17 protein-coding genes are annotated in these 20,787 nt (G+C 65.2%); 8 read left to right on the top strand and 9 right to left on the bottom strand.

The window, feature by feature from the left end; translation table 11 throughout:
* Positions 1-249: 249 nt before the first annotated feature.
* The 6 genes from FOC84_RS04485 to FOC84_RS04460 form a co-directional block, all read right to left on the bottom strand.
* The gene (locus tag FOC84_RS04485; RefSeq protein WP_173143363.1) at positions 250-2,001 is read right to left on the bottom strand and encodes a THUMP domain-containing protein; all 1,752 of its coding nucleotides are present in this window, start codon (positions 1,999-2,001) and stop codon (positions 250-252) included.
* A 34-nt stretch (positions 2,002-2,035) separates the two neighbouring features.
* Positions 2,036-2,464 carry a CopD family protein gene (locus tag FOC84_RS04480; RefSeq protein ID WP_173143362.1) on the bottom strand — a complete coding sequence of 143 codons (429 nt, stop codon included), beginning with the start codon at positions 2,462-2,464 and terminating at the stop codon, positions 2,036-2,038.
* A gap of 99 nt (positions 2,465-2,563) precedes the next feature.
* Positions 2,564-4,015 carry a bifunctional 2-methylcitrate dehydratase/aconitate hydratase gene (locus FOC84_RS04475; protein ID WP_173143361.1) on the bottom strand — a complete coding sequence of 484 codons (1,452 nt, stop codon included), beginning with the start codon at positions 4,013-4,015 and terminating at the stop codon, positions 2,564-2,566.
* A 64-nt stretch (positions 4,016-4,079) separates the two neighbouring features.
* Positions 4,080-5,273: a bifunctional 2-methylcitrate synthase/citrate synthase gene (gene prpC / locus FOC84_RS04470; RefSeq protein ID WP_173143360.1), complete on the bottom strand. Its 1,194-nt coding sequence runs from the start codon at positions 5,271-5,273 to the stop codon at positions 4,080-4,082.
* Between the two features lie 93 nt (positions 5,274-5,366).
* Complete coding sequence (prpB, locus tag FOC84_RS04465) at positions 5,367-6,257, bottom strand: methylisocitrate lyase (protein WP_173143359.1); 891 nt, start codon at positions 6,255-6,257, stop codon at positions 5,367-5,369.
* A 252-nt stretch (positions 6,258-6,509) separates the two neighbouring features.
* Complete coding sequence (locus FOC84_RS04460; RefSeq protein ID WP_173143358.1) at positions 6,510-7,499, bottom strand: malate dehydrogenase; 990 nt, start codon at positions 7,497-7,499, stop codon at positions 6,510-6,512.
* A gap of 379 nt (positions 7,500-7,878) precedes the next feature.
* On the opposite strand from FOC84_RS04460, the gene FOC84_RS04455 reads away from it, so the two are divergent.
* The 8 genes from FOC84_RS04455 (at position 7,879) to FOC84_RS04420 (ending at position 14,927) form a co-directional block, all read left to right on the top strand.
* Positions 7,879-8,658, top strand: a complete 780-nt coding sequence (locus FOC84_RS04455; protein WP_088139106.1) for a GntR family transcriptional regulator — start codon at positions 7,879-7,881, stop codon at positions 8,656-8,658.
* 121 nt (positions 8,659-8,779) lie between these two features.
* Positions 8,780-9,193, top strand: a complete 414-nt coding sequence (gene sdhC, locus FOC84_RS04450; RefSeq protein WP_013392307.1) for a succinate dehydrogenase, cytochrome b556 subunit — start codon at positions 8,780-8,782, stop codon at positions 9,191-9,193.
* Complete coding sequence (sdhD, locus tag FOC84_RS04445; protein WP_013392308.1) at positions 9,193-9,576, top strand: succinate dehydrogenase, hydrophobic membrane anchor protein; 384 nt, start codon at positions 9,193-9,195, stop codon at positions 9,574-9,576. Before sdhC ends, sdhD begins: the two co-directional genes overlap by 1 nt.
* 15 nt (positions 9,577-9,591) lie before the next feature.
* Complete coding sequence (gene sdhA, locus FOC84_RS04440) at positions 9,592-11,358, top strand: succinate dehydrogenase flavoprotein subunit (RefSeq protein WP_438800862.1); 1,767 nt, start codon at positions 9,592-9,594, stop codon at positions 11,356-11,358.
* A gap of 18 nt (positions 11,359-11,376) precedes the next feature.
* Complete coding sequence (locus FOC84_RS04435) at positions 11,377-12,093, top strand: succinate dehydrogenase iron-sulfur subunit (protein WP_013392310.1); 717 nt, start codon at positions 11,377-11,379, stop codon at positions 12,091-12,093.
* A gap of 32 nt (positions 12,094-12,125) precedes the next feature.
* Positions 12,126-12,386 (top strand): succinate dehydrogenase assembly factor 2, encoded by a 261-nt coding sequence (locus tag FOC84_RS04430; protein WP_013392311.1) that lies wholly within the window; start codon positions 12,126-12,128, stop codon positions 12,384-12,386.
* A gap of 19 nt (positions 12,387-12,405) precedes the next feature.
* The gene (locus FOC84_RS04425) at positions 12,406-13,716 is read left to right on the top strand and encodes a citrate synthase (RefSeq protein WP_173143356.1); all 1,311 of its coding nucleotides are present in this window, start codon (positions 12,406-12,408) and stop codon (positions 13,714-13,716) included.
* An 80-nt stretch (positions 13,717-13,796) separates the two neighbouring features.
* Positions 13,797-14,927 carry a hypothetical protein gene (locus tag FOC84_RS04420; RefSeq protein WP_254241907.1) on the top strand — a complete coding sequence of 377 codons (1,131 nt, stop codon included), beginning with the start codon at positions 13,797-13,799 and terminating at the stop codon, positions 14,925-14,927.
* Positions 14,928-14,954: 27 nt separating this feature from the next.
* Here FOC84_RS04420 and FOC84_RS04415 read toward each other — a convergent pair whose 3' ends face one another.
* From FOC84_RS04415 to mdeB, 3 genes are all read right to left on the bottom strand, one after another.
* Positions 14,955-15,407, bottom strand: a complete 453-nt coding sequence (locus FOC84_RS04415; RefSeq protein WP_173143355.1) for a DUF2214 family protein — start codon at positions 15,405-15,407, stop codon at positions 14,955-14,957.
* A 133-nt stretch (positions 15,408-15,540) separates the two neighbouring features.
* Positions 15,541-17,838 (bottom strand): NADP-dependent malic enzyme, encoded by a 2,298-nt coding sequence (locus FOC84_RS04410; protein ID WP_173143354.1) that lies wholly within the window; start codon positions 17,836-17,838, stop codon positions 15,541-15,543.
* Positions 17,839-18,028: 190 nt separating this feature from the next.
* Positions 18,029-20,710 carry an alpha-ketoglutarate dehydrogenase gene (gene mdeB / locus FOC84_RS04405; protein ID WP_173149950.1) on the bottom strand — a complete coding sequence of 894 codons (2,682 nt, stop codon included), beginning with the start codon at positions 20,708-20,710 and terminating at the stop codon, positions 18,029-18,031.
* Positions 20,711-20,787: the final 77 nt, after the last annotated feature.

The following is a 20,787-nucleotide window of genomic DNA, read 5'->3' as shown; positions in this document are numbered from 1 at the left end:
TAGCCTCCACGGGCTTGCACTGTTTGTTTAGCTACTAGGGATAACCCGAATTATAGGGGTTAACCCTGAACTTGTGCAAGTGGCCAGTGCATATTGGCAACACCTTGGTGCGATGATGCTCCCAAACGATGCGGGGGAACACCATAAGCAAAGATACGCGCACCATGTTGCTGCGCTTTTACAACGCGCAGCTTCCAGGGGGGATTGGGGTGCGCCCGGGGGCCGAAGCCGCCCGGGGCAAGGGGGGGCTCAGGCGTCGCGGTAGCCGGCGGCGACCAGCTCGAAACCGAACAGGCGGCAGTCCAGCGAACCGTTGTGCAGCGGTACGCGGCGCTTGGGTTTCAGGCGCAGCTGGTTGGGCAGCGTCAGGTCGCTGGTGATGACGTGCAACTGCCAGCCGGCGAAATTGCGCTTCAGGCAGGTGGCCCAGTCGCGCCACAGATCCGCGTCCTGTTCCGTTCCCATGCGCTCGCCGTAGGGCGGGTTGGTGACGATCCAGCCATGGTCGGCGGGCGCCGTGACATGGCGGGCGTCGCCGACCTCGAAGCGGATGGAGTCCTCCGTCAGCCAGGCGCGCTCGGCGTTATTGCGGGCGAATTCGATGGCTTGCGGATCCAGGTCGTAGCCGACCAGCGGCGCATCCAGCTGTGGCAGGATGCGCGAGCGGGCATCGTCCTTCAGGTCGCGCCAGCGGTAGGCGTCGTGCCCGCGCAGGCGCTCGAAGCCGAACGGGCGCGAGATGCCGGGCGGCACGCCCAGCGCGATCCAGGCGGCCTCGATCAGGATGGTGCCCGACCCGCAGAACGGATCCAGCAGCGGGGCGGCCGGATCCCAGCCCGCCAGGGCCAGCATGCCGGCGGCCAGGTTCTCGCGCAGGGGCGCTTCGCCCTTGTCCAGGCGCCAGCCGCGCTTGAACAGCGATTCGCCCGAGGTGTCCAGGTACAGCGTGGCGGTGTGCCCGGTCAGGAACAGGTGCACGCGCGCGTCCGGCCGCACCGTGTCGATGCTGGGGCGCTCGCCTTCCAGCTCGCGCAGGCGGTCGCAGATGCCGTCCTTGGCGCGCAGATTGCAGTACTGCAGGCTTTGCACCGGGCTCTTGATGGCCGAGGTGTCCACGCGCAGGGTCTGCTCCGCGCCGAACCAGCGTTCCCAGGGGGTGTCGCGGGCCAGGTCCAGGATGTCGTCTTCGTGCGAAATCTCGGCATGGGCGACTTGCACCAGGATGCGAGTCGCCAGTCGTGAATACAGGTTGGCGCGCTGCACGCCCGCCCAGTCGGCGGTAAAGGAGCAGCCGGCGCGGCCGGCTTGGGCGTCCTCGAAGCCTAGGGCCTGCATTTCCGCCGTCAGCGCCTCTTCCAGCCCTTGGGGGCAGGGGGCGAAGATGGGAAACACTTCCGCCTGGCGGGTTTCGCGGGGGCGGCGGTTGCGGACTTCCGCGGCAGGCTCGCGCCTGCCGCGGCCTTCGTCGCGTCCGTGATCGTGATCATGGTCTCGAGCCTCGGCGGAATCCGCTTCCTGCGCATGGTCGGGCTCAGCCAGGTACTCAGGCGCGGGGCCGTCGTCCTCGAACGGGTCGTAGAAGCGACCCGCCGGGGTGGCCGGCGCGATGTACTGGTCGTCGCGCAGGCGCGGCGCGCGCTGCGGGGCGCGGCCGGAGCGGCCGCCGGACTCGGCCTCGCGGCGCGGGCTATCGGCGCGCTTGCGGTCCGGCGCGGGCCGGTCCGAGGCGCCGCGGGCTGGCGCGGCCCGATCCGACGAGGCGCGCGCGGACTGGCCGCGCCCGGCGCCGCGCGGACCGCGGGCTTCCTCGTCCTTGCGCCGCTGGTAGGCGACGGGATCTTTCTGGCGTTCGATGCCTTCCTTGGTGCGCTCCTGTTGCGCCACCAGGCGGGCGCGGGCGCCCGTGCGGGTGCGCTTGGGGGCGTCTTCGGCGTAGGCGTCGCGCGCCGTTTTCTTGATCGTCAGCGTCTTGCGCGGACGGTCCTGTTCATCAGAGGACATACGAATCCTGGCGAATGTGCAGAGGTAGGGGGTATCAGAAGGGTTTGACGACGACCAGCGCCACCACCACCAAGAGCAGCAAGACGGGAACTTCGTTGAACCAGCGATAGAACTTGTGCGAACGGGTGTTTTTGCCCAGTTCGAATTTGCGCAGCATCAGGCCACAGGCGTGATGGTAGCCGATGACGAGCAGGACGAAAAAGAGCTTGGCGTGCATCCAGCCGTTGCCGGGGCCCACGCCGATGCCATAGCCCAGGTACAGCCACATGCCGAACACGACCGCGACGATGGCCAGAATGGTGGTGAAGCGGTACAGACGGCGCGCCATGCCCAGCAGGGTGGTCTGGACGGCGGGGTCCGATTGCTGCGCCAGGTTCACGAAGATGCGCGGCAGGTAGAACAGGCCGGCGAACCAGGAAGCGATAAAGACAATATGAAAGGTCTTGACCCAAAGCATGGCCATGGCGCGATCCAGTCGAGGAAAGCCGCATTGTAAGCTGCGCCACCCCGCGTTCAGGCCACGAGGCAAAGCCCCGCGGACGGGGCTTTGCGGGGCGGCGGCTCAGATCACGTACAGGTCGACGTACTCGTGGACCGGCATGGCTTCGAGCCGTTTCTGGTCCAGCGAGGCCTGCAGGATGCGGTCCTGCTGGCGAGCGGGAAACATGCGCCCCAGGTTGGTGCGAAACTTGGTTTCCAGCAGCGGTATGCCTTCGGCGCGGCGGCGCTTGTGGCCGATGGGGTACTCGCAGACGATTTCGTCCAGCCGCGTGCCGTCCTTGAACTCCACCGTCAGCGCATTGGCGATCGAACGCTTGTCGGGGTCGTGATAGTCGCGGGTGTAGGCCGGATCCTCGACGCAGACGATCTTGTCGCGCAGCGCGTCGATGCGCGGATCCCGCGCCACTGCGTCCTCGTAGTCGGCCGCGGTCAGGCGGCCGAACAGCGCCGGCACGGCCACCATGTACTGGATGCAATGGTCCCGGTCGGCCGGGTTGGCCAGCGGCCCCTTCTTGTCGATGATGCGGATGCAGGCTTCGTGCGTCCGTATGGTGATTTTCGCGATGTCTTCGGCGCTCTTGCCGGCGGCCTGCAACCGGCCGTGGAGTTCCATCGCGCATTCGACAGCGGTCTGCGCATGGAATTCGGCCGGAAACGAAATCTTGAACAGCACGTTTTCCATCACGTAGCTGCCGTAGGGGCGCTGGAACCTGAACGGCTGGCCCTTGAACAGTACGTCGTAAAAGCCCCAGGTCTTGGCCGTCAGCACGGACGGATAGCCCATTTCGCCGGTCCGGGCGATCAGCGCCAGGCGCACGGCGCGGCTGGTGGCATCACCGGCGGCCCAGCTCTTCCTGCTGCCGGTGTTGGGGGTGTGGCGGTAGGTGCGCAGGCTCTGGCCGTCGACCCAGGCCAGCGACACCGCGTTGATCACTTCCTCGCGGCTCAGCCCCAGCATTTGCGCCACCACGGCGGTGGACGCCACCTTGACCAGCACGACGTGGTCCAGGCCGACCTTGTTGAAGGAGTTTTCCAGTGCGATGCAGCCCTGGATCTCGTGCGCCTTGATCATGCCGGTCAGCACGTCGCGCATCAGCAGGGGCGGTTTGCCGGCCGCGACCGCGGTGCGGGACAGCCAGTCGGCGGTGGCCAGGATGCCGCCCAGATTGTCGGACGGGTGGCCCCATTCGGCGGCCAGCCAGGTGTCGTTGAAGTCCAGCCAGCGGATCATCGTGCCGATGTTGAACGCGGCCTGGACTGGATCGAGCTGGAATTGCGTGCCCGGCACCTTGGCGCCGTGGGGCACTGTCGTGCCGGGCACGATGGGCCCCAGCAGTTTCCTGCACGCCGGATATTCCAGCGCTTCCAGGCCGCAGCCCAGCGTGTCGATCAGGCAGTTGCGTGCCGTTTCGTACGCCAGGCCGCTCTGGATTTCATACTTCAGGACGTAGTCGGCGATGTCGACCAGGACCAGGTCGGGATCGGGACGGACGTTGGAGATCGGGGCAGACATAGCGGTACCTCTCCATGGAATGAATACAGGTGGCCATGCCGTGCCCTCGTCCGTGTCCCGGGTCTTACTTGCGCTTGTCCAGCGGCACGAACTTCTGGTCTTCCGGGCCCACGTAGTTGGCGGTGGGGCGGATGATCTTGTTGTCGATGCGCTGTTCGATGACGTGGGCCGACCAGCCCGCCGTGCGCGCGATGACGAACAGCGGCGTGAACATGGCGGTGGGGACTCCCATCATGTGATAGCTGACGGCCGAGAACCAGTCCAGGTTGGGGAACATCTTCTTGATGTCCCACATGACCGTTTCCAAGCGTTCGGCGATGTCGAACATCTTGGTGCTGCCGGCCTTCTTGGACAGCTTCTTGGCCACTTCCTTGATGACCTTGTTGCGCGGGTCGGACACGGTGTAGACGGGGTGGCCAAAGCCGATGATAACTTCCTTGGCTTCGACGCGGCGGCGGATGTCGGCTTCGGCCTCTTCCGGCGTTTCATAGCGCTTCTGCACGTCGAAGGCCACTTCGTTGGCGCCGCCATGCTTGGGGCCGCGCAGCGCGCCGATGGCGCCCGAGATGGCGGAGAACATGTCCGAGCCGGTGCCGGCGATGACGCGGGCCGTGAACGTGGACGCGTTGAACTCGTGTTCGGCGTACAGGTTCAGCGAGATGTGCATGGCCTTGACCCACTCGTCGCTGGGCTTTTCGCCGTGCAGCAGGTGCAGGAAGTGGCCGCCGATGCTGTCGTCGTCGGTCTGCACGTCGATGATGCGGCCGTTGTGGCTGTAGTGGTACCAGTACAGCAGCGCCGAGCCCAGATTGGCCATCAGGCGGTCGGCGATGTCGCGCGCGCCCGGGGTGTTGTGGTCGTCCTTTTCAGGCAGCACGCAGCCCAGCACCGACACGGCGGTGCGCATCACGTCCATGGGATGGCTGGCGGCGGGCAGGGCTTCCAGCGCGGCTTGCAGCTGGGCGGGCAGGCCGCGCAGGCTGCGCAGCTTTTCCTTGTAGGCCTTCAGTTCGGCCTTGTTCGGCAGCTTGCCGTGGACGAGCAAGTGGGCGATTTCCTCGAATTCGCTGGTGTGAGCGATGTCCAGGATGTCGTAGCCGCGGTAGTGCAGGTCGTTGCCGCTGCGGCCGACCGTGCACAGCGCGGTGTTGCCGGCGACGACGCCGGACAGCGCTACCGACTTCTTGGGCTTGAAGCCGGCTTTTTCTTCCGGCTTGGCATCCGTTTTGGCCTCTTGCTTCTTGGGAGCCGTACTCATGTCTCTACTCCTTCCTTTCGGGATGGTGTTGCTATGGGGGTGGGCATGCAAGGCGCCGGGCGGCTGCCGCGGCGCCGGAAACCGAGGACTTGCTTACGCTTTGCCCTTCTGGAAAAGCGCGTCCAGCTTGGATTCGAACTCGTGGTAGCCGATGCGGTCGTACAGCTCCTCGCGCGTCTGCATCAGGTCCACCACGTTCTTCTGGTGGCCGTCGCGGCGGATGGCGGTGTAGACCGCTTCGGCGGCCTTGTTCATGGCGCGGAAGGCCGACAGCGGGTAGAGCACCATGCCCACGCCCACGCTCTTCAGTTCTTCCACCGAGAACAGCGGCGTCTTGCCGAATTCGGTGATGTTGGCCAGCACCGGCACCTTGACCGCCTTGACGAAGCGGTCATAGGTGGGCAGGTCGTAGGCGGCTTCGGCGAAGATCGCGTCGGCGCCCGCTTCCACGCAGGCCAGCGCGCGCTCGATGGCGGCGTCCACGCCGTGCGAGGCGATCGCGTCGGTGCGGGCGATCAGGTAGAAATCGCTGTCGGTGCGGGCATCGGCCGCGGCCTTGACGCGGTCGGCCATTTCCTCGGTCGAGACGATTTCCTTGCCCGGGCGGTGGCCGCAGCGCTTGGCCCCGACCTGGTCTTCAATGTGGCAGGCGGCGGCGCCGAACTTGATCAGGCTCTTGACGCTGCGGGCGATGTTGAACGCCGACGGGCCGAAGCCGGTGTCGATGTCCACGACCAGCGGCACGTCGCAGACGTCGGTGATGCGGCGCACGTCGGTCAGGACGTCGTCCATGGTGTTGATGCCGAGGTCGGGCAAACCCAGCGAACCGGCCGCGACGCCGCCGCCGGACAGGTAGATGGCGCGGTAGCCGGCGCGCTTGGCCAGCAGCGCGTGGTTGGCGTTGATGGCGCCGATGATCTGCAGGGGGCTTTCTTCGGCAAGCGCGCGGCGGAAGAGGGCGCCGGCGGATTCGGGTCTGGACATGGGTGGTCTCCGTATTTGGACCGGGTGTTTTCAGAATGCCCCGGATGGAACGACTGGACTGCGGGCTTGTGGCCTGCAGGCCAGGGCGGGAGATGCCCCGTCCTGGTGCATGACCTTACTGCGGGCCCGAAACATAAATCTGTCCCCTTCGCGACAATCCCTTGTGCAGGGGCAAAGAGACAGGTTTATGTTGCGGTCTTGCCTAGGAATTGGGCCCGCGCAAACGGGCCCAATTCTTTACACATGCGCTGCTTACTTCAGCAGGTCCTTGACGCCGTCGCGCTCTTCGAGGAGCTCTTTCAGCGTGAAGTCCAGGCGCTCGCGCGAGAAGGCGTCGATTTCCAGGCCTTCGATGCGCTTGTATTCGCCGTTTTCGGTCGTGACCGGCACGCCGTAGATGATGCCTTCGGGGATGCCGTAGGAGCCGTCCGACGGGATGCCCATCGTGACCCACTTGCCGTTGCTGCCCAGGACCCAGTCACGGACGTGGTCGATGGCGGCGTTGGCGGCCGAAGCGGCCGAGGACAGGCCGCGGGCTTCGATAATGGCGGCGCCGCGCTTGCCCACGGTGGGGATGAACGTGTCGCGGTTCCAGGCGTCGTCGTTGATCAGCTTGGACAGCGATTCGCCGCCGACGGTGGCGAAGCGGAAGTCGGGGTACATCGTGGGCGAGTGGTTGCCCCACACGACCAGCTTTTCAATCGCCGCGACCGGCTTGCCCGACTTGGCGGACAGTTGCGACAGGGCACGGTTGTGGTCCAGGCGCAGCATGGCGGTGAAGTTCTTGGCGGGCAGGTCCGGCGCCGACTTCATGGCGATGTAGGCGTTGGTGTTGGCCGGGTTGCCCACGACCAGAACCTTGACGTTGCGGCTGGCGACGTCGTTCAGGGCCTTGCCCTGAGCCGTGAAGATCTGGGCGTTGACCGACAGCAGGTCCTTGCGTTCCATGCCGGGGCCGCGCGGGCGGGCGCCAACCAGCAGGGCCACGTCGGCGTCCTTGAAGGCGGTGCGCGGGTCGCTGTGGGCGGTGACTTCTTGCAGCAGCGGGAAGGCGCAGTCATCCAATTCCATGATGACGCCCTTCAGGGCCTTTTGCGCTTTCTCGTCGGGAATTTCCAGCAGTTGCAGGATGACGGGTTGATCTTTACCCAGCATTTCGCCCGAGGCGATGCGGAATAGCAGTGCGTAACCGATTTGGCCGGCGGCGCCGGTGACGGCGACACGCAAGGCAGGCTTGGACATGGACGTTCTCCGTAATGGTTTGGCGAGAAAAAATCTCACCAATCAGTGTAATCGTTGGGCGTGAAAATCAACGCGTGCGCGGCGGCGTGCGTAGCGGCGCACATAGTGGCAGGCGCAGGGGCCGGGCAGCGTTGAATCCTAGATCGAATTTACGTGTCCGTCAATTGCTCTTCTATCTTATATAAGACATAAGACGTTGGACAGTGCCCCGGCCGGTATGCCACAATAGAGCGTTTATTCGAATGCGCCGCAACCCGGTTTTGGTTGCGCGCCTGTATCAAGCCAGAACATTGGCGGCAGCAGCGCATTGCGGATGGGTTCGCTGCCTTGCGCCGCCCTCCCATTTCCCCGGATAAACATGACTCAATCAAAAAGATCCATGGCAGAGCCCCGGCCCGAAACCTCCTTACGCATTCGCGCCGCCCGCACGGCGGGCGAGGGGGCCGCTTTCAGTCCGCTCTACCGGCAAATCAAGGATCTGCTTGTCCAGAGCCTGGAACGCGGCGAATGGAAGCCCGGCGAGCTCATCCCCAGCGAAATCGATCTGGCCGCCCGTTTCCAGGTGAGCCAGGGCACGGTGCGCAAGGCGGTCGACGAGCTGGCCGCCGAGCACATGCTGCTGCGCCGCCAGGGCAAGGGCACGTTTGTCGCCACCCATCACGAAGCGCGCGTGCGCTACCGCTTCCTGCGCCTGGCCGCCGATGAAGAAGGCGAGGCCGGCCGGGCCGAAAGCCGCATTCTGGAATGCCGTCGCCTGCGGGCGCCCGCCGAGATCGCGCGCGCCCTGGACCTGCGGGCCGGCGAAACCGTCGTCATGATCCGCCGCCTGCTGTCCATGGGGCAGACGCCCACCGTCGTGGACGACATCTGGCTGCCTGGTTCCATCTTCCGTGGACTGACCCTGGAATTGCTGAGCGCCAACAAGGCGCCGCTCTATGGTCTGTTCGAATCCGAATTCGGCGTGAGCATGGTGCGCGCGGACGAAAAGCTGCGCGCGGTGATCGCGCCGGCCGAGGTCTGTCCGCTGCTTAATGTTCCCGCCGGGACGCCGTTGTTGCAGGTGGATAGGGTGTCTTATACGTATGGTGACCGCCCCATGGAAATTCGCCGGGGGTTGTACTTGACCGATCGATACCACTACCGCAATAGTCTGAATTGATGAGCTTTTTACCTACGATTTGATACCAACCCTATCTCTGGGCGAAAATACCGTGTTTGCCCGCAAGGGCGACGGCATTCCCGCCGTAACGATTCCCTAGTTCCGAAACACCGAGGCCGTCATGTCCGACACCGCTGCCAAGCCACGTCCGCAGTTTCGCAATATTGGTATTGCGCAACTCGCCAGCTACCGCCTGCCCCTGGCCGGCAAGCTGTCCATTCTGCACCGCGTCAGCGGCGCGCTGCTGTTCCTCTGTCTTCCCTTGGTCATTCTGCCGCTGTTCGCGGCCAGCGTGGCCGCGCCGCAGACGTTCGCCGCCGTGGCTGCGTACGCCGGCAACCCGATCGTCAAACTTGTGTTCCTGGTCCTGATCTGGGGCTATCTGCACCACTTCTGTGCCGGCATCCGCTACCTGCTGCTGGATCTGCACATCGGCATCGACAAGCTGTCGGCCAAGAAGAGCGCTGGCGTGGTTTTCGGGGTGAGCCTGGCCCTGACCCTGGTGTTCGCCCTCAAACTGTTCGGAGTGCTGTAATGGCCGACGTCAAGAACTACGGACCCAAGCGTCTGGTCGTGGGCGCCCATTACGGCGTCATGGATTTCATCATCCAGCGCATCACCGCCGTCATCATGGCCGTGTACACGCTGGTGCTGCTCATCGGCATCCTGATGATGCCGGCCTTCACGTACGAACACTGGACCGCGCTGTTCAACTTCTACGTGGGCGTTCTTCCGGTTGGCCAGATCCTGGCCACCCTTGCATTCATTGCGCTGGCCTGGCATGCCTGGATTGGTGTGCGCGACATCTGGATGGACTACGTCAAGTCGGTGGGCGTGCGCCTGCTGCTGCAAGTGCTGACGATCCTCTGGCTGGTCGGTTCGGTCGTTTACTTCGCGCAAATCCTCTGGAGCATTTAAGCCGTGGTCTCTGTCATGAAATCCCTGCCGCGCCGCCAGTTTGATGTGGTGGTCGTTGGCGCCGGCGGAGCCGGCATGCGTTGTTCGCTGCAACTGGCCCAAGCGGGCCTGTCCGTTGCAGTGCTGTCCAAGGTGTTCCCCACGCGTTCGCACACCGTTGCCGCACAGGGCGGCGTGAGCGCCTCGCTGGGCAACATGAGCGAAGACAACTGGTACTGGCACATGTACGACACCGTCAAGGGTTCGGACTGGCTGGGCGACCAGGACGCCATCGAATTCATGTGCCGCGAAGCGCCGAACGCCGTGTACGAGCTCGAGCACTTCGGCATGCCGTTCGACCGCAACCCCGACGGCACCATCTACCAGCGTCCGTTCGGCGGCCACACCGCCAACTTCGGTGAAAAGCCGGTCCAGCGCGCCTGTGCCGCTGCCGACCGCACCGGCCACGCGCTGCTGCACACCCTCTACCAGCGCAACGTCGCCGCGCGCACCCAGTTCTTCGTCGAATGGATGGCGCTGGACCTGCTGCGCAACGAAGCGGGCGACGTCGTGGGCGTGACCGCCCTGGAAATGGAAACGGGCGAAATCTACATCCTGGAAGCCAAGACCACGGTGCTGGCCACCGGCGGCGCCGGCCGCATCTGGGCCGCTTCCACCAACGCCTTCATCAACACCGGTGACGGCCTGGGCATGGCCGCCCGCGCGGGCATCCCGCTGCAGGACATGGAATTCTGGCAATTCCACCCGACCGGCGTGGCCGGCGCCGGCGTGCTGATCACCGAAGGCGTGCGCGGCGAAGGCGGCATCCTGCTGAACAAGGATGGCGAACGCTTCATGGAGCGCTATGCGCCCACGCTGAAGGACCTGGCCCCGCGCGACTTCGTGTCCCGCTCGATGGACCAGGAAATCAAGGAAGGCCGCGGCTGCGGTCCGGACGGCAGCTACGTGGTTCTCAAGCTGGACCACCTGGGCGCCGACGTCATCAACAAGCGCCTGCCCTCGATCCGCGAAATCGCCATCAAGTTCGGCAACGTCGATCCGATCAAGGAACCGATCCCCGTCGTTCCGACCATCCACTACCAGATGGGCGGCATTCCGGCCAACTACCACGGCCAGGTGCTGTCGCGCGTAAACGGCGAAAACAAGGTCATCAACGGCCTGTACGCCATCGGCGAATGCGCCGCGGTGTCGGTGCACGGCGCCAACCGCCTGGGCACCAACTCGCTGCTGGACCTGATCGTGTTCGGCCGCGCCACCGGCAACCACATCGTCAATTCGCATCCGGAACGCCAGCACGCGCACCAGCCCGTGCCGCAGCAAGCCGTCGAATTCTCGTTGGACCGCGTCAACAAGCTGGAATCGCGCACCTCGGGCGAGAAGACCCAGGACATCGGCAACGCCATCCGCTTCTCGATGCAGCGCCACTGCGGCGTGTTCCGCACGCTGGAGCTGCTGAACGAAGGCGTGACCCAGATCGAAGATCTGGCCAAGCAGGCCGACCACATCTACTTCAAGGACAAGTCCAAGGTGTTCAACACCGCGCGCGTCGAGGCGCTGGAAATGGCGAACATGACGGAAGTGGCCCGCGCCACCATCAAGTCGGCCGCCGCCCGCAACGAAAGCCGCGGCGCCCACGCGCTGGACGACCACCCGACGCGCGACGACGAAAACTGGCTGAAGCACACGCTGTGGTACTCCGAAGGCAGCCGCCTGGATTACAAGCCCGTGCAGATGAAGCCGCTGACGGTCGAGTCCTTCCCGCCCAAGGCGCGTACCTTCTAAGTCCGGATTGAGCCCACTATGAGCAACAAGAGAATCGTCAAGTTCGAAATCTACCGCTACGATCCGGACAAGGACGAGCGCCCGTACATGCAGAAGCTGGAAGTCGAACTCCAGCCGACCGACAAGATGCTGCTCGATGCGCTGGTGCGCATCAAGAACGACGTCGATGACAGCCTGGCCCTGCGCCGCTCGTGCCGTGAAGGCGTGTGCGGTTCGGACGCCATGAACATCAACGGCAAGAACGGCCTGGCGTGCACGACCAACCTGCGCGAACTGAAGGAACCCATCGTTCTGCGTCCGCTGCCGGGCTTGCCCGTCATCCGCGACCTGATCGTGGACATGACGCACTTCTTCAACCAGTACCACTCGATTCGCCCGTACCTCATCAACGACACGCCGCCGCCCGAAAAGGAACGCCTGCAGTCGCCCGAGGCGCGCGAAGAACTGGATGGCCTGTACGAGTGCATTCTGTGCGCGTGCTGTTCCACTTCCTGCCCGTCCTTCTGGTGGAATCCGGACAAGTTCGTCGGCCCGGCCGGCCTGCTGCAAGCCTACCGCTTCATCGCCGACAGCCGTGACGAAGCCACGGGCAGCCGTCTGGACAACCTGGAAGATCCGTACCGCCTGTTCCGTTGCCACACCATCATGAATTGCGTCGACGTCTGTCCCAAGGGACTGAACCCGACCAAGGCGATCGGCAAGATCAAGGAACTGATGGTTCGCCGTACGGTCTAGTTTTAAACCAGCATTTTTAGGTGTAAAGAAGGATGAGCAAGCTAACTGAATTGGAGCGGGCGCGTTTGCGTTGGCGGGCGCGCCGCGGCTTGCTCGAAAACGACTTGATCATCACCCGGTATCTGGATGCCCACGAGGCTGAGCTTACCGATGATGACGTGGCCGCATTGACGCAGCTCTTCGAGATGGGAGACAACGACCTTCTCGATCTGCTGCTGGCCCGCAAAGAGCTTGAGGGCGCGCTGGACACGCCCAGGCTTCGGAGCATCATTGGCCAGATGCGCGCGCTCTGATTAATTGAGAGGAATGAACATGAACCTGTCTGACAAAAAAGCCACTCTATCCTTCTCGGATGGCAGCGCCCCCATTGAGTTCCCTGTTTACAAGGGTACGGTTGGTCCGGATGTGATCGACATCCGCAAGCTGTACGGCCAGACGGGCATGTTCACGTTTGACCCCGGCTTCATGTCCACCGCGGCCTGCGAATCGGCCATCACGTACATCGACGGCGACAAGGGCGAACTGCTGTACCGCGGCTTCCCCATCGAGCAATTGGCCGTCAATTGCGACTTCATGGACATCTGCTACCTGATCCTGAACGGCGAACTGCCCAACAAGGACCAGAAGGCCGACTTCGATTCGCAAGTGACCCATCACACGATGGTGAACGAGCAGCTGCACTTCTTCCTGCGCGGTTTCCGCCGCGACGCGCACCCGATGGCCGTGCTGACCGGCCTGGTCGGCGCGTTGTCGGCGTTCTACCACGACTCCACCGACATCACGAACCCGCAGCATCGCCACATCTCGGCCATCCGCCTGATCGCCAAGATGCCGACGCTGGTCGCGATGGCCTATAAGTACTCGCAAGGCCAGCCCTTCATCTACCCGCAGAACGACCTGTCCTACACGGGCAACTTCCTGCGCATGATGTTCGCCACGCCGTGCGAAGACTACAAGGTCAACGAAGTCGTCGAGCGCGCGCTGGACCGCATCTTCATCCTGCACGCCGACCACGAGCAGAACGCGTCGACCTCGACCGTCCGCCTGTGCGGCTCGTCGGGCACCAACCCGTTCGCCGCCATCTCGGCTGGCGTGGCCTGCCTGTGGGGCCCGGCTCACGGCGGCGCCAACGAAGCTTGCCTGCAGATGCTGGAAGAACTGCAAGCCAACGGCGGCATCGCCAAGGTCGGCGAGTTCATGGAGAAGGTCAAGGACAAGAACTCGGGCGTGCGCCTGATGGGCTTTGGCCACCGCGTCTACAAGAACTACGACCCGCGCGCCAAGCTGATGCAGGAAACCTGCAAGGAAGTGCTCTCGGCCCTGGGCCTGGAAAACGACCCGCTGTTCAAGCTGGCCATGGAACTGGAACGCATCGCCCTGTCGGATCCGTACTTCGTCCAGCGCAAGCTGTACCCGAACGTGGACTTCTACTCGGGTATCGTCCAACGCGCCATCGGCATCCCGACCTCGCTGTTCACGGCCATCTTCGCGCTGGCCCGCACGGTGGGCTGGATCGCCCAGTGGAACGAAATGCTGTCGGATCCCGATTACAAGATCGGCCGTCCGCGCCAGCTGTTCACCGGTTCGGTCACGCGCGACGTGCCGCCGATGGACAAGCGTTGATACGCAGCCTGGCTTGAACAAGAAACCGCCTTCCGGCGGTTTTTTGTTGCCCGCGCGGGGAGCCGCGGCGGCGGGGCGTTTTGGCGTTTATCATCCTGGCCATGATTCCAATAGCGCTGCCTTCCGCCGGCTTCTACCTCTTCGTTTCCCTTGGCTTTCTTGCGGGCCTGGTGCTGCTCGGCTGGGCCGTGGTCATGGTCGCCAGCGCGGGTGCGCGCCGCACCGTGCGCAAGTACTGGAAGACCTCATCATTGTTGCTGGTGGTGCTGGCCGTTCCGTTTGCTTTCTATGCCTGGGTTCAGGCGGTGGTCTGGCAAGTGGAGCGGGAAAGCGATCGCGCCGAGGCTGCCCGCAATGTCACGTTGCAGGCAGCCACGACGGTGGGAGGCGTCGCCATGCCCGCCGGGACGCGCCTGAAGCTGCAGGACGAAGGGCTGCTGGAAACCTATCTTGAAGCGGAGTTTCCGCAGCCGGTGGCCATGTACGGCGTACTGGCGTCGAGCGCGCGGCGTTATCTCAACACCGACTACGACAGCGAAACCTATGCCTTGCGAGGCCGCTACCCGCGCAACGTCATCGTGCGCGGCGCGGGTAGCCAGACGGTGCTGGGCTGGCAGTGCGACGCCACGCAGGACATCGAATTCGAGGTGGCGCGCGACGGCGCCATGACGGCGCTCGACAAGTGCGTGCTGGGCCCGGGTAACCGGGCCGAGACGCTGGACCTCGCGCCCGGCTCCATCGTCTACGGGTCCGGCGGCACGGTCTACACCGATGGTTCGCGCGATCCGGACCGCTGGCGCATCGAGGTGAAGAATCCGGTGGCGGTCCGCATATTCGGGTTGCCCTTGAGCGAACCCAGGCTATACCTGGACGAGGCGCGGCGCCTGTTGCGGGTCAGCGATGCGGAACTGGCCTGCGCAACGCAGTTCGGCGGCGTGAGCTATGCCGCAGGCACCCAGGTCAAGTCGGCGCGGCGCGGCCGCGGCGATGAGCGCGAGCCGTATCCCGGCGTGCTGGTGCTGAGTCCCTGGGACGGCCAGGTCGCCCGGCGCGATGGCCAGGCCGACGTGCCCGAGGGCATGTCGGTGATGCAGACGCTGGCCGGCGAGGTCGTCGGCGTGGTCAAGAACGATACGGTGGGCGTTTTTCACTTCGCCACCATCACCGTTGGCGACGAGCAGCCCCAGGCGAGCCGCGCGTCCTGCCCGTGAGCCGCGCGCGGACCTGTGCCGCGAGCCTTATGCGCCGATGCCGCGCGCCATCAGCACGGCGAACAGCGGCAGGAAGATGAACAGGTGCGATTCGATCATGACCCAGCGGCGGGCCCGCTTGATGTCGGCCGCGGCGGGCAAGAAGCCCGGCTGCTGGCGCGACTGTTTGGCCCAGCGCAGGAAGGTCATCGTGGGCGGGATCGAACAGAGGCCGATGACGACGAAGAGCGTGATCTTCGCGTGGAACCAGGGATTGCTCATGTAGAACGCGGCGCCCTTGACGCCCAACGTCAGGCGCAGCACGCCAGTGATGAGCACCACCACGGCGCTCAGCGCATAGAGGCGGTCATAGATGACCAGGCGCTTGAGGCCGGCGGCCGTGAGGTCGGGCCGCAGCAGCACGGCTTCGGCGGTCAGGACCACCACGAGCAGGAAAATGGCCAGGTAGTGAAACCAGGCATACAAAGCGTCGGCAAGCATGTTGACTCCAGAAACAAGGTCAAACCTGGTTTTTACCATCAGGGCAGGTAGCCGGGCTATCGCCGCGGCTTGATAAGCTGCAACGAAAAAGGGCGCCCCGCGGGGCGCCCTCGTCTTACCGTCCGTCAGAGCATCAACGGCGCTTCTTGGCGGCCTCGGCGGCTTCCTGCTGCGCGTCCACCACGGCCAGCGCCGTCATGTTGACGATGCGGCGCACGGTGGCGCTGGTGGTCAGGATGTGCACGGGGCGAGCCGCGCCCAGCAGGATCGGACCCATCGCGACGCCATTGCTGCCGGTCATCTTCAGCATGTTGTACGTGATGTTGCCGGTGTCCAGCGTGGGCATGACGAGCAGGTTGGCGCGGCCCTTGAGCGTGCTGTCCGGGTAGGCCAGGACGCGGATCTTTTCCGACAGGGCGGCGTCGGCATGCATTTCGCCGTCGACTTCCAGGTCGGGAGCGCGGTCCTGCACCATCTGGCGCGCGGCGGCCATCTTGCGCGACGATTCCGTCACGCGGCTGCCGAAGTTGGAGTGCGACAGCAGGGCGATCTTCGGCACCACGCCAAAGCGCAGCATTTCGTCCGCGGCCTGGATGGTGATGCTGGCGACTTCCTCGGCCGTCGGGTTCTCGTTGACGTGGGTGTCGGTGACGAACAGCGTCTGGTCGGGCAGCATCAGCACGTTCAGGGCGGCGTAGGTCTGGCCTTCCTTCTTGCCGATGATTTCGTCGATGTACTTGAGCTGGTTGTCGTACTTGCTGGCCACGCCGCAGAGCAGGGCGTCGGCGTCGCCGCGACGCAGCAGCATCGCGCCGATCAGCGTGTTGTGCTTGCGGATCATCGCCTTGGCGATGGCCGGCGTCACGCCTTCGCGGCCCTTCAACTGGTAGTACGCGTTCCAGGTTTCGTTGAAGCGGCTGTCGTCTTCCGGATCCACGATCTCGAAGTCCCGGCCGGCGACCAGGCGCAGGCCGAACTTGTTGATGCGCATTTCGATGACCGCCGGGCGGCCGATCAGGATCGGGAATGCCAGCTTTTCATCGGCCACGGTCTGCACCGCGCGCAGCACGCGCTCGTCTTCGCCGTCGGCGTAGATGACGCGCTTGGGCGCCTTCTTGGCCTGGGCGAACAGCGGACGCATCAGCTGGCCAGAGTGGTACACGAAGCCCATCAGCTTCTGGCGGTAGGCTTCGATGTCCTCGATGGGGCGGGCGGCCACGCCGGAGTCGGCGGCGGCCTGGGCCACGGCCGGCGCGATCTGGACGATCAGGCGCGGGTCGAAGGGCTTGGGAATGATGTAGTCCGGACCGAACGACAGTTCCTGGCCAGCGTAGGCGCGGGCCACTTCGTCGTTCTGTTCGGCCTGCGCCAGTTCGGCGATGGCCTTGACGCAAGCCAGCTTCATCTCTTCCGTGATGCGCGAGGCGCCGGCGTCCATGGCGCCGCGGAAGATGAACGGGAAGCACAGCACGTTGTTGACCTGGTTCGGGTAGTCCGAACGGCCGGTGGCGATGATGCAGTCCGGGCGGGCAGCCTTGGCCACTTCAGGACGGATTTCCGGTTCCGGATTGGCCAGCGCCAGGATCAGCGGGCTGGCGGCCATGGTCTTGACCATGTCGGCGGTCAGCACGCCGGCGGTCGAGCAGCCCAGGAACACGTCGGCGCCGTTGACCACGTCGGCCAGCGTGCGCGCGTCGGTCTTCTGCGCGTAGCGCTTCTTGTTGGCTTCCATGTTTTCATCGCGGCCGTCCCAGATCACGCCGCGCGAGTCCACCACGTAGATGTGCTCGCGCTTGACGCCCAGGTGGACCAGCAGGTCCAGGCAGGCGATGGCGGCGGCGCCGGCGCCGGAGCAGGCCAGCTTGACCTTGCCGATGTCCTTGCCCACGACCTTCAGGCCGTTCAGGATGGCGGCCGACGAAATGATGGCGGTGCCGTGCTGGTCGTCGTGGAAGACGGGGATCTTCATGCGCTCGCGCAGCTTCTTCTCGATGTAGAAGCACTCGGGCGCCTTGATGTCTTCAAGGTTGACGCCGCCCAGCGTGGGCTCCAGCGCCGCGATGATGTCGACCAGCTTGTCCGGGTCGTTCTCGGCCAGTTCGATGTCGAACACGTCGATGCCGGCGAACTTCTTGAACAGGCAGCCCTTGCCTTCCATCACGGGCTTGGCGGCCAGCGGGCCGATGTTGCCCAGGCCCAGCACGGCGGTGCCGTTGGTGATCACGCCCACCAGGTTGCCGCGCGAGGTGTACTTCGAGGCGGCGTCATCGCCCTGCTCGAAGATGGCCATGCAGGCGGCCGCCACGCCGGGGGAGTAGGCCAGGGACAGGTCGTCCTGGTTGGCCAGCGTCTTGGTCGGGGTGACCGAGATTTTGCCGGGCGTGGGGTAGGCGTGGTAGTCCAACGCCATTTTGGTGAGAGTTTCGTCCATGGGATACCGGCCTTGAGGGCGCTAAATGGAAAGGAAATCGGATTGCAAAAAGCGGGCTCGCGGCCCGCCGTATTTTCTTGGAAATGCTTGGGAACACCCGTATTTCAACAGAAAGCGCGGGTGCTTGGTTGTTGCGGTGCAGCGAATGGACGATTTAGCTCAAACCCGCGCCGCATGGCGGATTGCAATCCTACAAATCCCAAGGCGGTGTCTGGCGGGCGCCAGCGTTCAAGCGGGCGCGCAGCGCCTTGGCGTCTTCCTGGCGGTCCAGGCTGTCCAGCGCGTGCAGCACGATCCAGTCCGCGCTGACTTCGAAGAAGTCGCGCAACTGGGCGCGGGTGTCGCTGCGGCCGAAGCCGTCGGTGCCCAGCGTGCGGTAGGGGGCGGGCACCCAGGCGCGGATCTGCTCGGGCACGGCGCGCACGTAGTCGCTGGCGGCGACTACCGGAGCGCCGCTTGCGCCCAGGCAGGTCCGGACCCAGTCGACGCCGGCATCCAGCCCCAGCACGCGCGCGCGTTCGGCCTCGCGGCCGGCGCGGGCCAGCTCGGAGTAGCTGGTGACGCTCCAGACTTCGGCGTCCACGCCGTAGTCGGCCTGCAGCCGTTCTGCCGCCAGCTCGGACTCGCGCAGCATCGGGCCGGCGCCCAGCAGGCGCACCTGGGCCTGCCCGCGGGCGGGCCGCAGGCGGTACATGCCGCGCAGGATGCCCTCGCGCACGTCCGCGCCGGCCGGCATGTCCGGCTGCGCCAGGTTCTCGTTGGTGACGGTCAGGTAATAGAACTCGTCGCGCTGTTCGTCCAGCATGCGGCGCATGCCGTGCTCGACGATGACGGCGACCTCGAACGCGTAGGCCGGGTCATAGGCGCGGCAGTTCGGCACGGCCGCGGCCATGATGTGGCTGGAGCCGTCCTGGTGCTGCAGCCCTTCGCCGCCCAGGGTGGTGCGGCCGGAGGTCGCGCCGACGAGAAAGCCGCGCGTGCGCTGGTCGGCGGCGGCCCAGATCAGGTCGCCGATGCGCTGGAAGCCGAACATCGAGTAATAGATATAGAAGGGCAGCATCGGCAGGCCATTGACCGAGTAGCTGGTGCCGGCGGCCGTCCACGAGGAAATCGCGCCGGCCTCGGTGATGCCTTCTTCCAGGATCTGGCCGTCGCGGGCCTCGCGGTAGTACAGCACCGAACCGATGTCCTCGGGCTCGTAGAGCTGGCCTTGCGCGGAATAGATGCCGATCTGGCGGAACAGGTTGGCCATGCCGAAGGTGCGCGCCTCGTCCGCCACGATGGGCACGATGCGCGGACCCACCGTGGCGTCCTTGAGCAGTGCGGTCAGCATGCGCACGATGGCCATGGTGGAGGACATCTCCTTGCCATCGGCGGCCAGCGCGAAGCGCGCCCAGTGTTCCGCGTCCGGCGGCGCCAGGCGCGGCGCTTCGGTGTTGCGGCGGGGAATATGGCCGCCCAGCGCAGCGCGGCGCGCCTGCAGGTGGCGCAGCTCGGCGCTGTCCTCGGCCGGACGGTAGAACTTCAGCGCCAGGCAGTCGGCGTCCGAGATGGGCAGCGCGAAGCGGTCGCGGAAGGCCAGCAGCGCTTCGTCGTCGAGCTTCTTCTGCTGGTGCGTGGTCATCTTGCCCTGGCCGGCCGAGCCCATGCCGAAACCCTTCTTGGTCTGCGCCAGGATCACGGTGGGTTGGCCGCGATGGTTGGCCGCGCGGTGGTAGGCGGCATGGATCTTCACCATGTCATGGCCGCCGCGGTGCAGCCGGTCGATGGCCTCGTCGCTCCAGTCGGCCACCAGGGCGGCCAGCTCGGGATTCTGGTTGAAGAAGTGGGCGCGGTTGAAGGCGCCGTCATTGGCCGCGAAGGTCTGGAACTGTCCGTCCACGGTATTGGCGAACGCGCGCGCCAGCGCGCCATTGGTGTCGCGCCGCAGGAGCGCATCCCAGTCGCTGCCCCAGACCAGCTTGATGACATTCCAGCCGGCGCCCGCGTACAGCGTTTCGAGTTCGTCGATGATGCGGCCGTTGCCGCGCACCGGGCCGTCCAGCCGCTGCAGGTTGCAGTTGACCACGAACACCAGGTTGTCGAGTTTTTCGCGCGCGGCCAAGGTCAGCGCGGCGATCGATTCGGGTTCGTCCATTTCGCCGTCGCCGAAGATGCCCCAGACCTTGCGGTCGCCGCCGGGCATGAGCGAACGGTGCTCGAGGTAGCGCATGAAGCGCGCCTGGTAGATGGCGTTGATGGGGCCGATGCCCATCGAGCCCGTGGGGAACTGCCAGAAGTCCGGCATCAGCCACGGATGCGGGTACGACGACAAGCCGCGCAGGCCGCGCGCGCTGGCCGTGATCTCCTGGCGGAAATGCGCCAGGTCCTCTTCGCCGAGGAAACCTTCCAGGTAGGCGCGGGCATAGACGCCGGGCGCCGAGTGCGGCTGCATGTAGACCAGGTCGCCTGGCCCGTCCTGGCTCTGCGCACGGAAGAAGTGGTTGAAGCCCACCTCGAACAGGTCGGCGGCCGAGGCGTAGCTGGCGATGTGGCCGCCCAGTTCGCCGTGTGCCTGGTTGGCGCGCACCACCATGGCCAGCGCGTTCCAGCGGTTGATGCGGGCGATGCGTTCCTCGACCGCCAGGTTGCCGGGGAAGGGCGGCTCCTGGTCGGCGGGGATGGTGTTGAGGTAGGCGGTGCGGGTCTGGCTGTTGGCGCGCAGGCCCAGCGACGCGGCATGGCCCAGCAGGTTGTCCAGCACATAGCCCGCCCGCTCAGAACCTTCCGCCTCTACCAGCGATTCCAGCGCGTCGCGCCATTCGGCGGTTTCGGCGGGGTCGGCGTCGTGCTGGATATCGTGCCCGGGGCGGGCGGAACTGGCGTCGCGCATGGTCTGGTCGTCTCCTGTTGTGACGTCCATGCTAGACCCTAGCCCCTGGCATGGGTAATCAAAATTTTGGGGGAATT

This window comes from Achromobacter pestifer, from assembly GCF_013267355.1.
GTDB classification, from domain to species: Bacteria; Pseudomonadota; Gammaproteobacteria; order Burkholderiales; family Burkholderiaceae_B; genus Achromobacter; species Achromobacter pestifer_A.
This window is presented reverse-complemented; position numbering and strand designations above follow the sequence as displayed.

Excerpts from the sequence above, each read along its gene's own strand:
- FOC84_RS04485 (WP_173143363.1), bottom strand. The coding sequence starts at position 2,001 with ATGTCCTCTGATGAACAGGACCGTCCGCGCAAGACGCTGACGATCAAG.
- FOC84_RS04480 (WP_173143362.1), bottom strand. The coding sequence starts at position 2,464 with ATGGCCATGCTTTGGGTCAAGACCTTTCATATTGTCTTTATCGCTTCC.
- FOC84_RS04475 (WP_173143361.1), bottom strand. The coding sequence starts at position 4,015 with ATGTCTGCCCCGATCTCCAACGTCCGTCCCGATCCCGACCTGGTCCTG.
- prpC (WP_173143360.1), bottom strand. The coding sequence starts at position 5,273 with ATGAGTACGGCTCCCAAGAAGCAAGAGGCCAAAACGGATGCCAAGCCG.
- prpB (WP_173143359.1), bottom strand. The coding sequence starts at position 6,257 with ATGTCCAGACCCGAATCCGCCGGCGCCCTCTTCCGCCGCGCGCTTGCC.
- FOC84_RS04460 (WP_173143358.1), bottom strand. The coding sequence starts at position 7,499 with ATGTCCAAGCCTGCCTTGCGTGTCGCCGTCACCGGCGCCGCCGGCCAA.
- FOC84_RS04455 (WP_088139106.1), top strand. The coding sequence starts at position 7,879 with ATGGCAGAGCCCCGGCCCGAAACCTCCTTACGCATTCGCGCCGCCCGC.
- sdhC (WP_013392307.1), top strand. The coding sequence starts at position 8,780 with ATGTCCGACACCGCTGCCAAGCCACGTCCGCAGTTTCGCAATATTGGT.
- sdhD (WP_013392308.1), top strand. The coding sequence starts at position 9,193 with ATGGCCGACGTCAAGAACTACGGACCCAAGCGTCTGGTCGTGGGCGCC.
- sdhA (WP_438800862.1), top strand. The coding sequence starts at position 9,592 with ATGAAATCCCTGCCGCGCCGCCAGTTTGATGTGGTGGTCGTTGGCGCC.
- FOC84_RS04435 (WP_013392310.1), top strand. The coding sequence starts at position 11,377 with ATGAGCAACAAGAGAATCGTCAAGTTCGAAATCTACCGCTACGATCCG.
- FOC84_RS04430 (WP_013392311.1), top strand. The coding sequence starts at position 12,126 with ATGAGCAAGCTAACTGAATTGGAGCGGGCGCGTTTGCGTTGGCGGGCG.
- FOC84_RS04425 (WP_173143356.1), top strand. The coding sequence starts at position 12,406 with ATGAACCTGTCTGACAAAAAAGCCACTCTATCCTTCTCGGATGGCAGC.
- FOC84_RS04415 (WP_173143355.1), bottom strand. The coding sequence starts at position 15,407 with ATGCTTGCCGACGCTTTGTATGCCTGGTTTCACTACCTGGCCATTTTC.
- FOC84_RS04410 (WP_173143354.1), bottom strand. The coding sequence starts at position 17,838 with ATGGACGAAACTCTCACCAAAATGGCGTTGGACTACCACGCCTACCCC.
- mdeB (WP_173149950.1), bottom strand. The coding sequence starts at position 20,710 with ATGCGCGACGCCAGTTCCGCCCGCCCCGGGCACGATATCCAGCACGAC.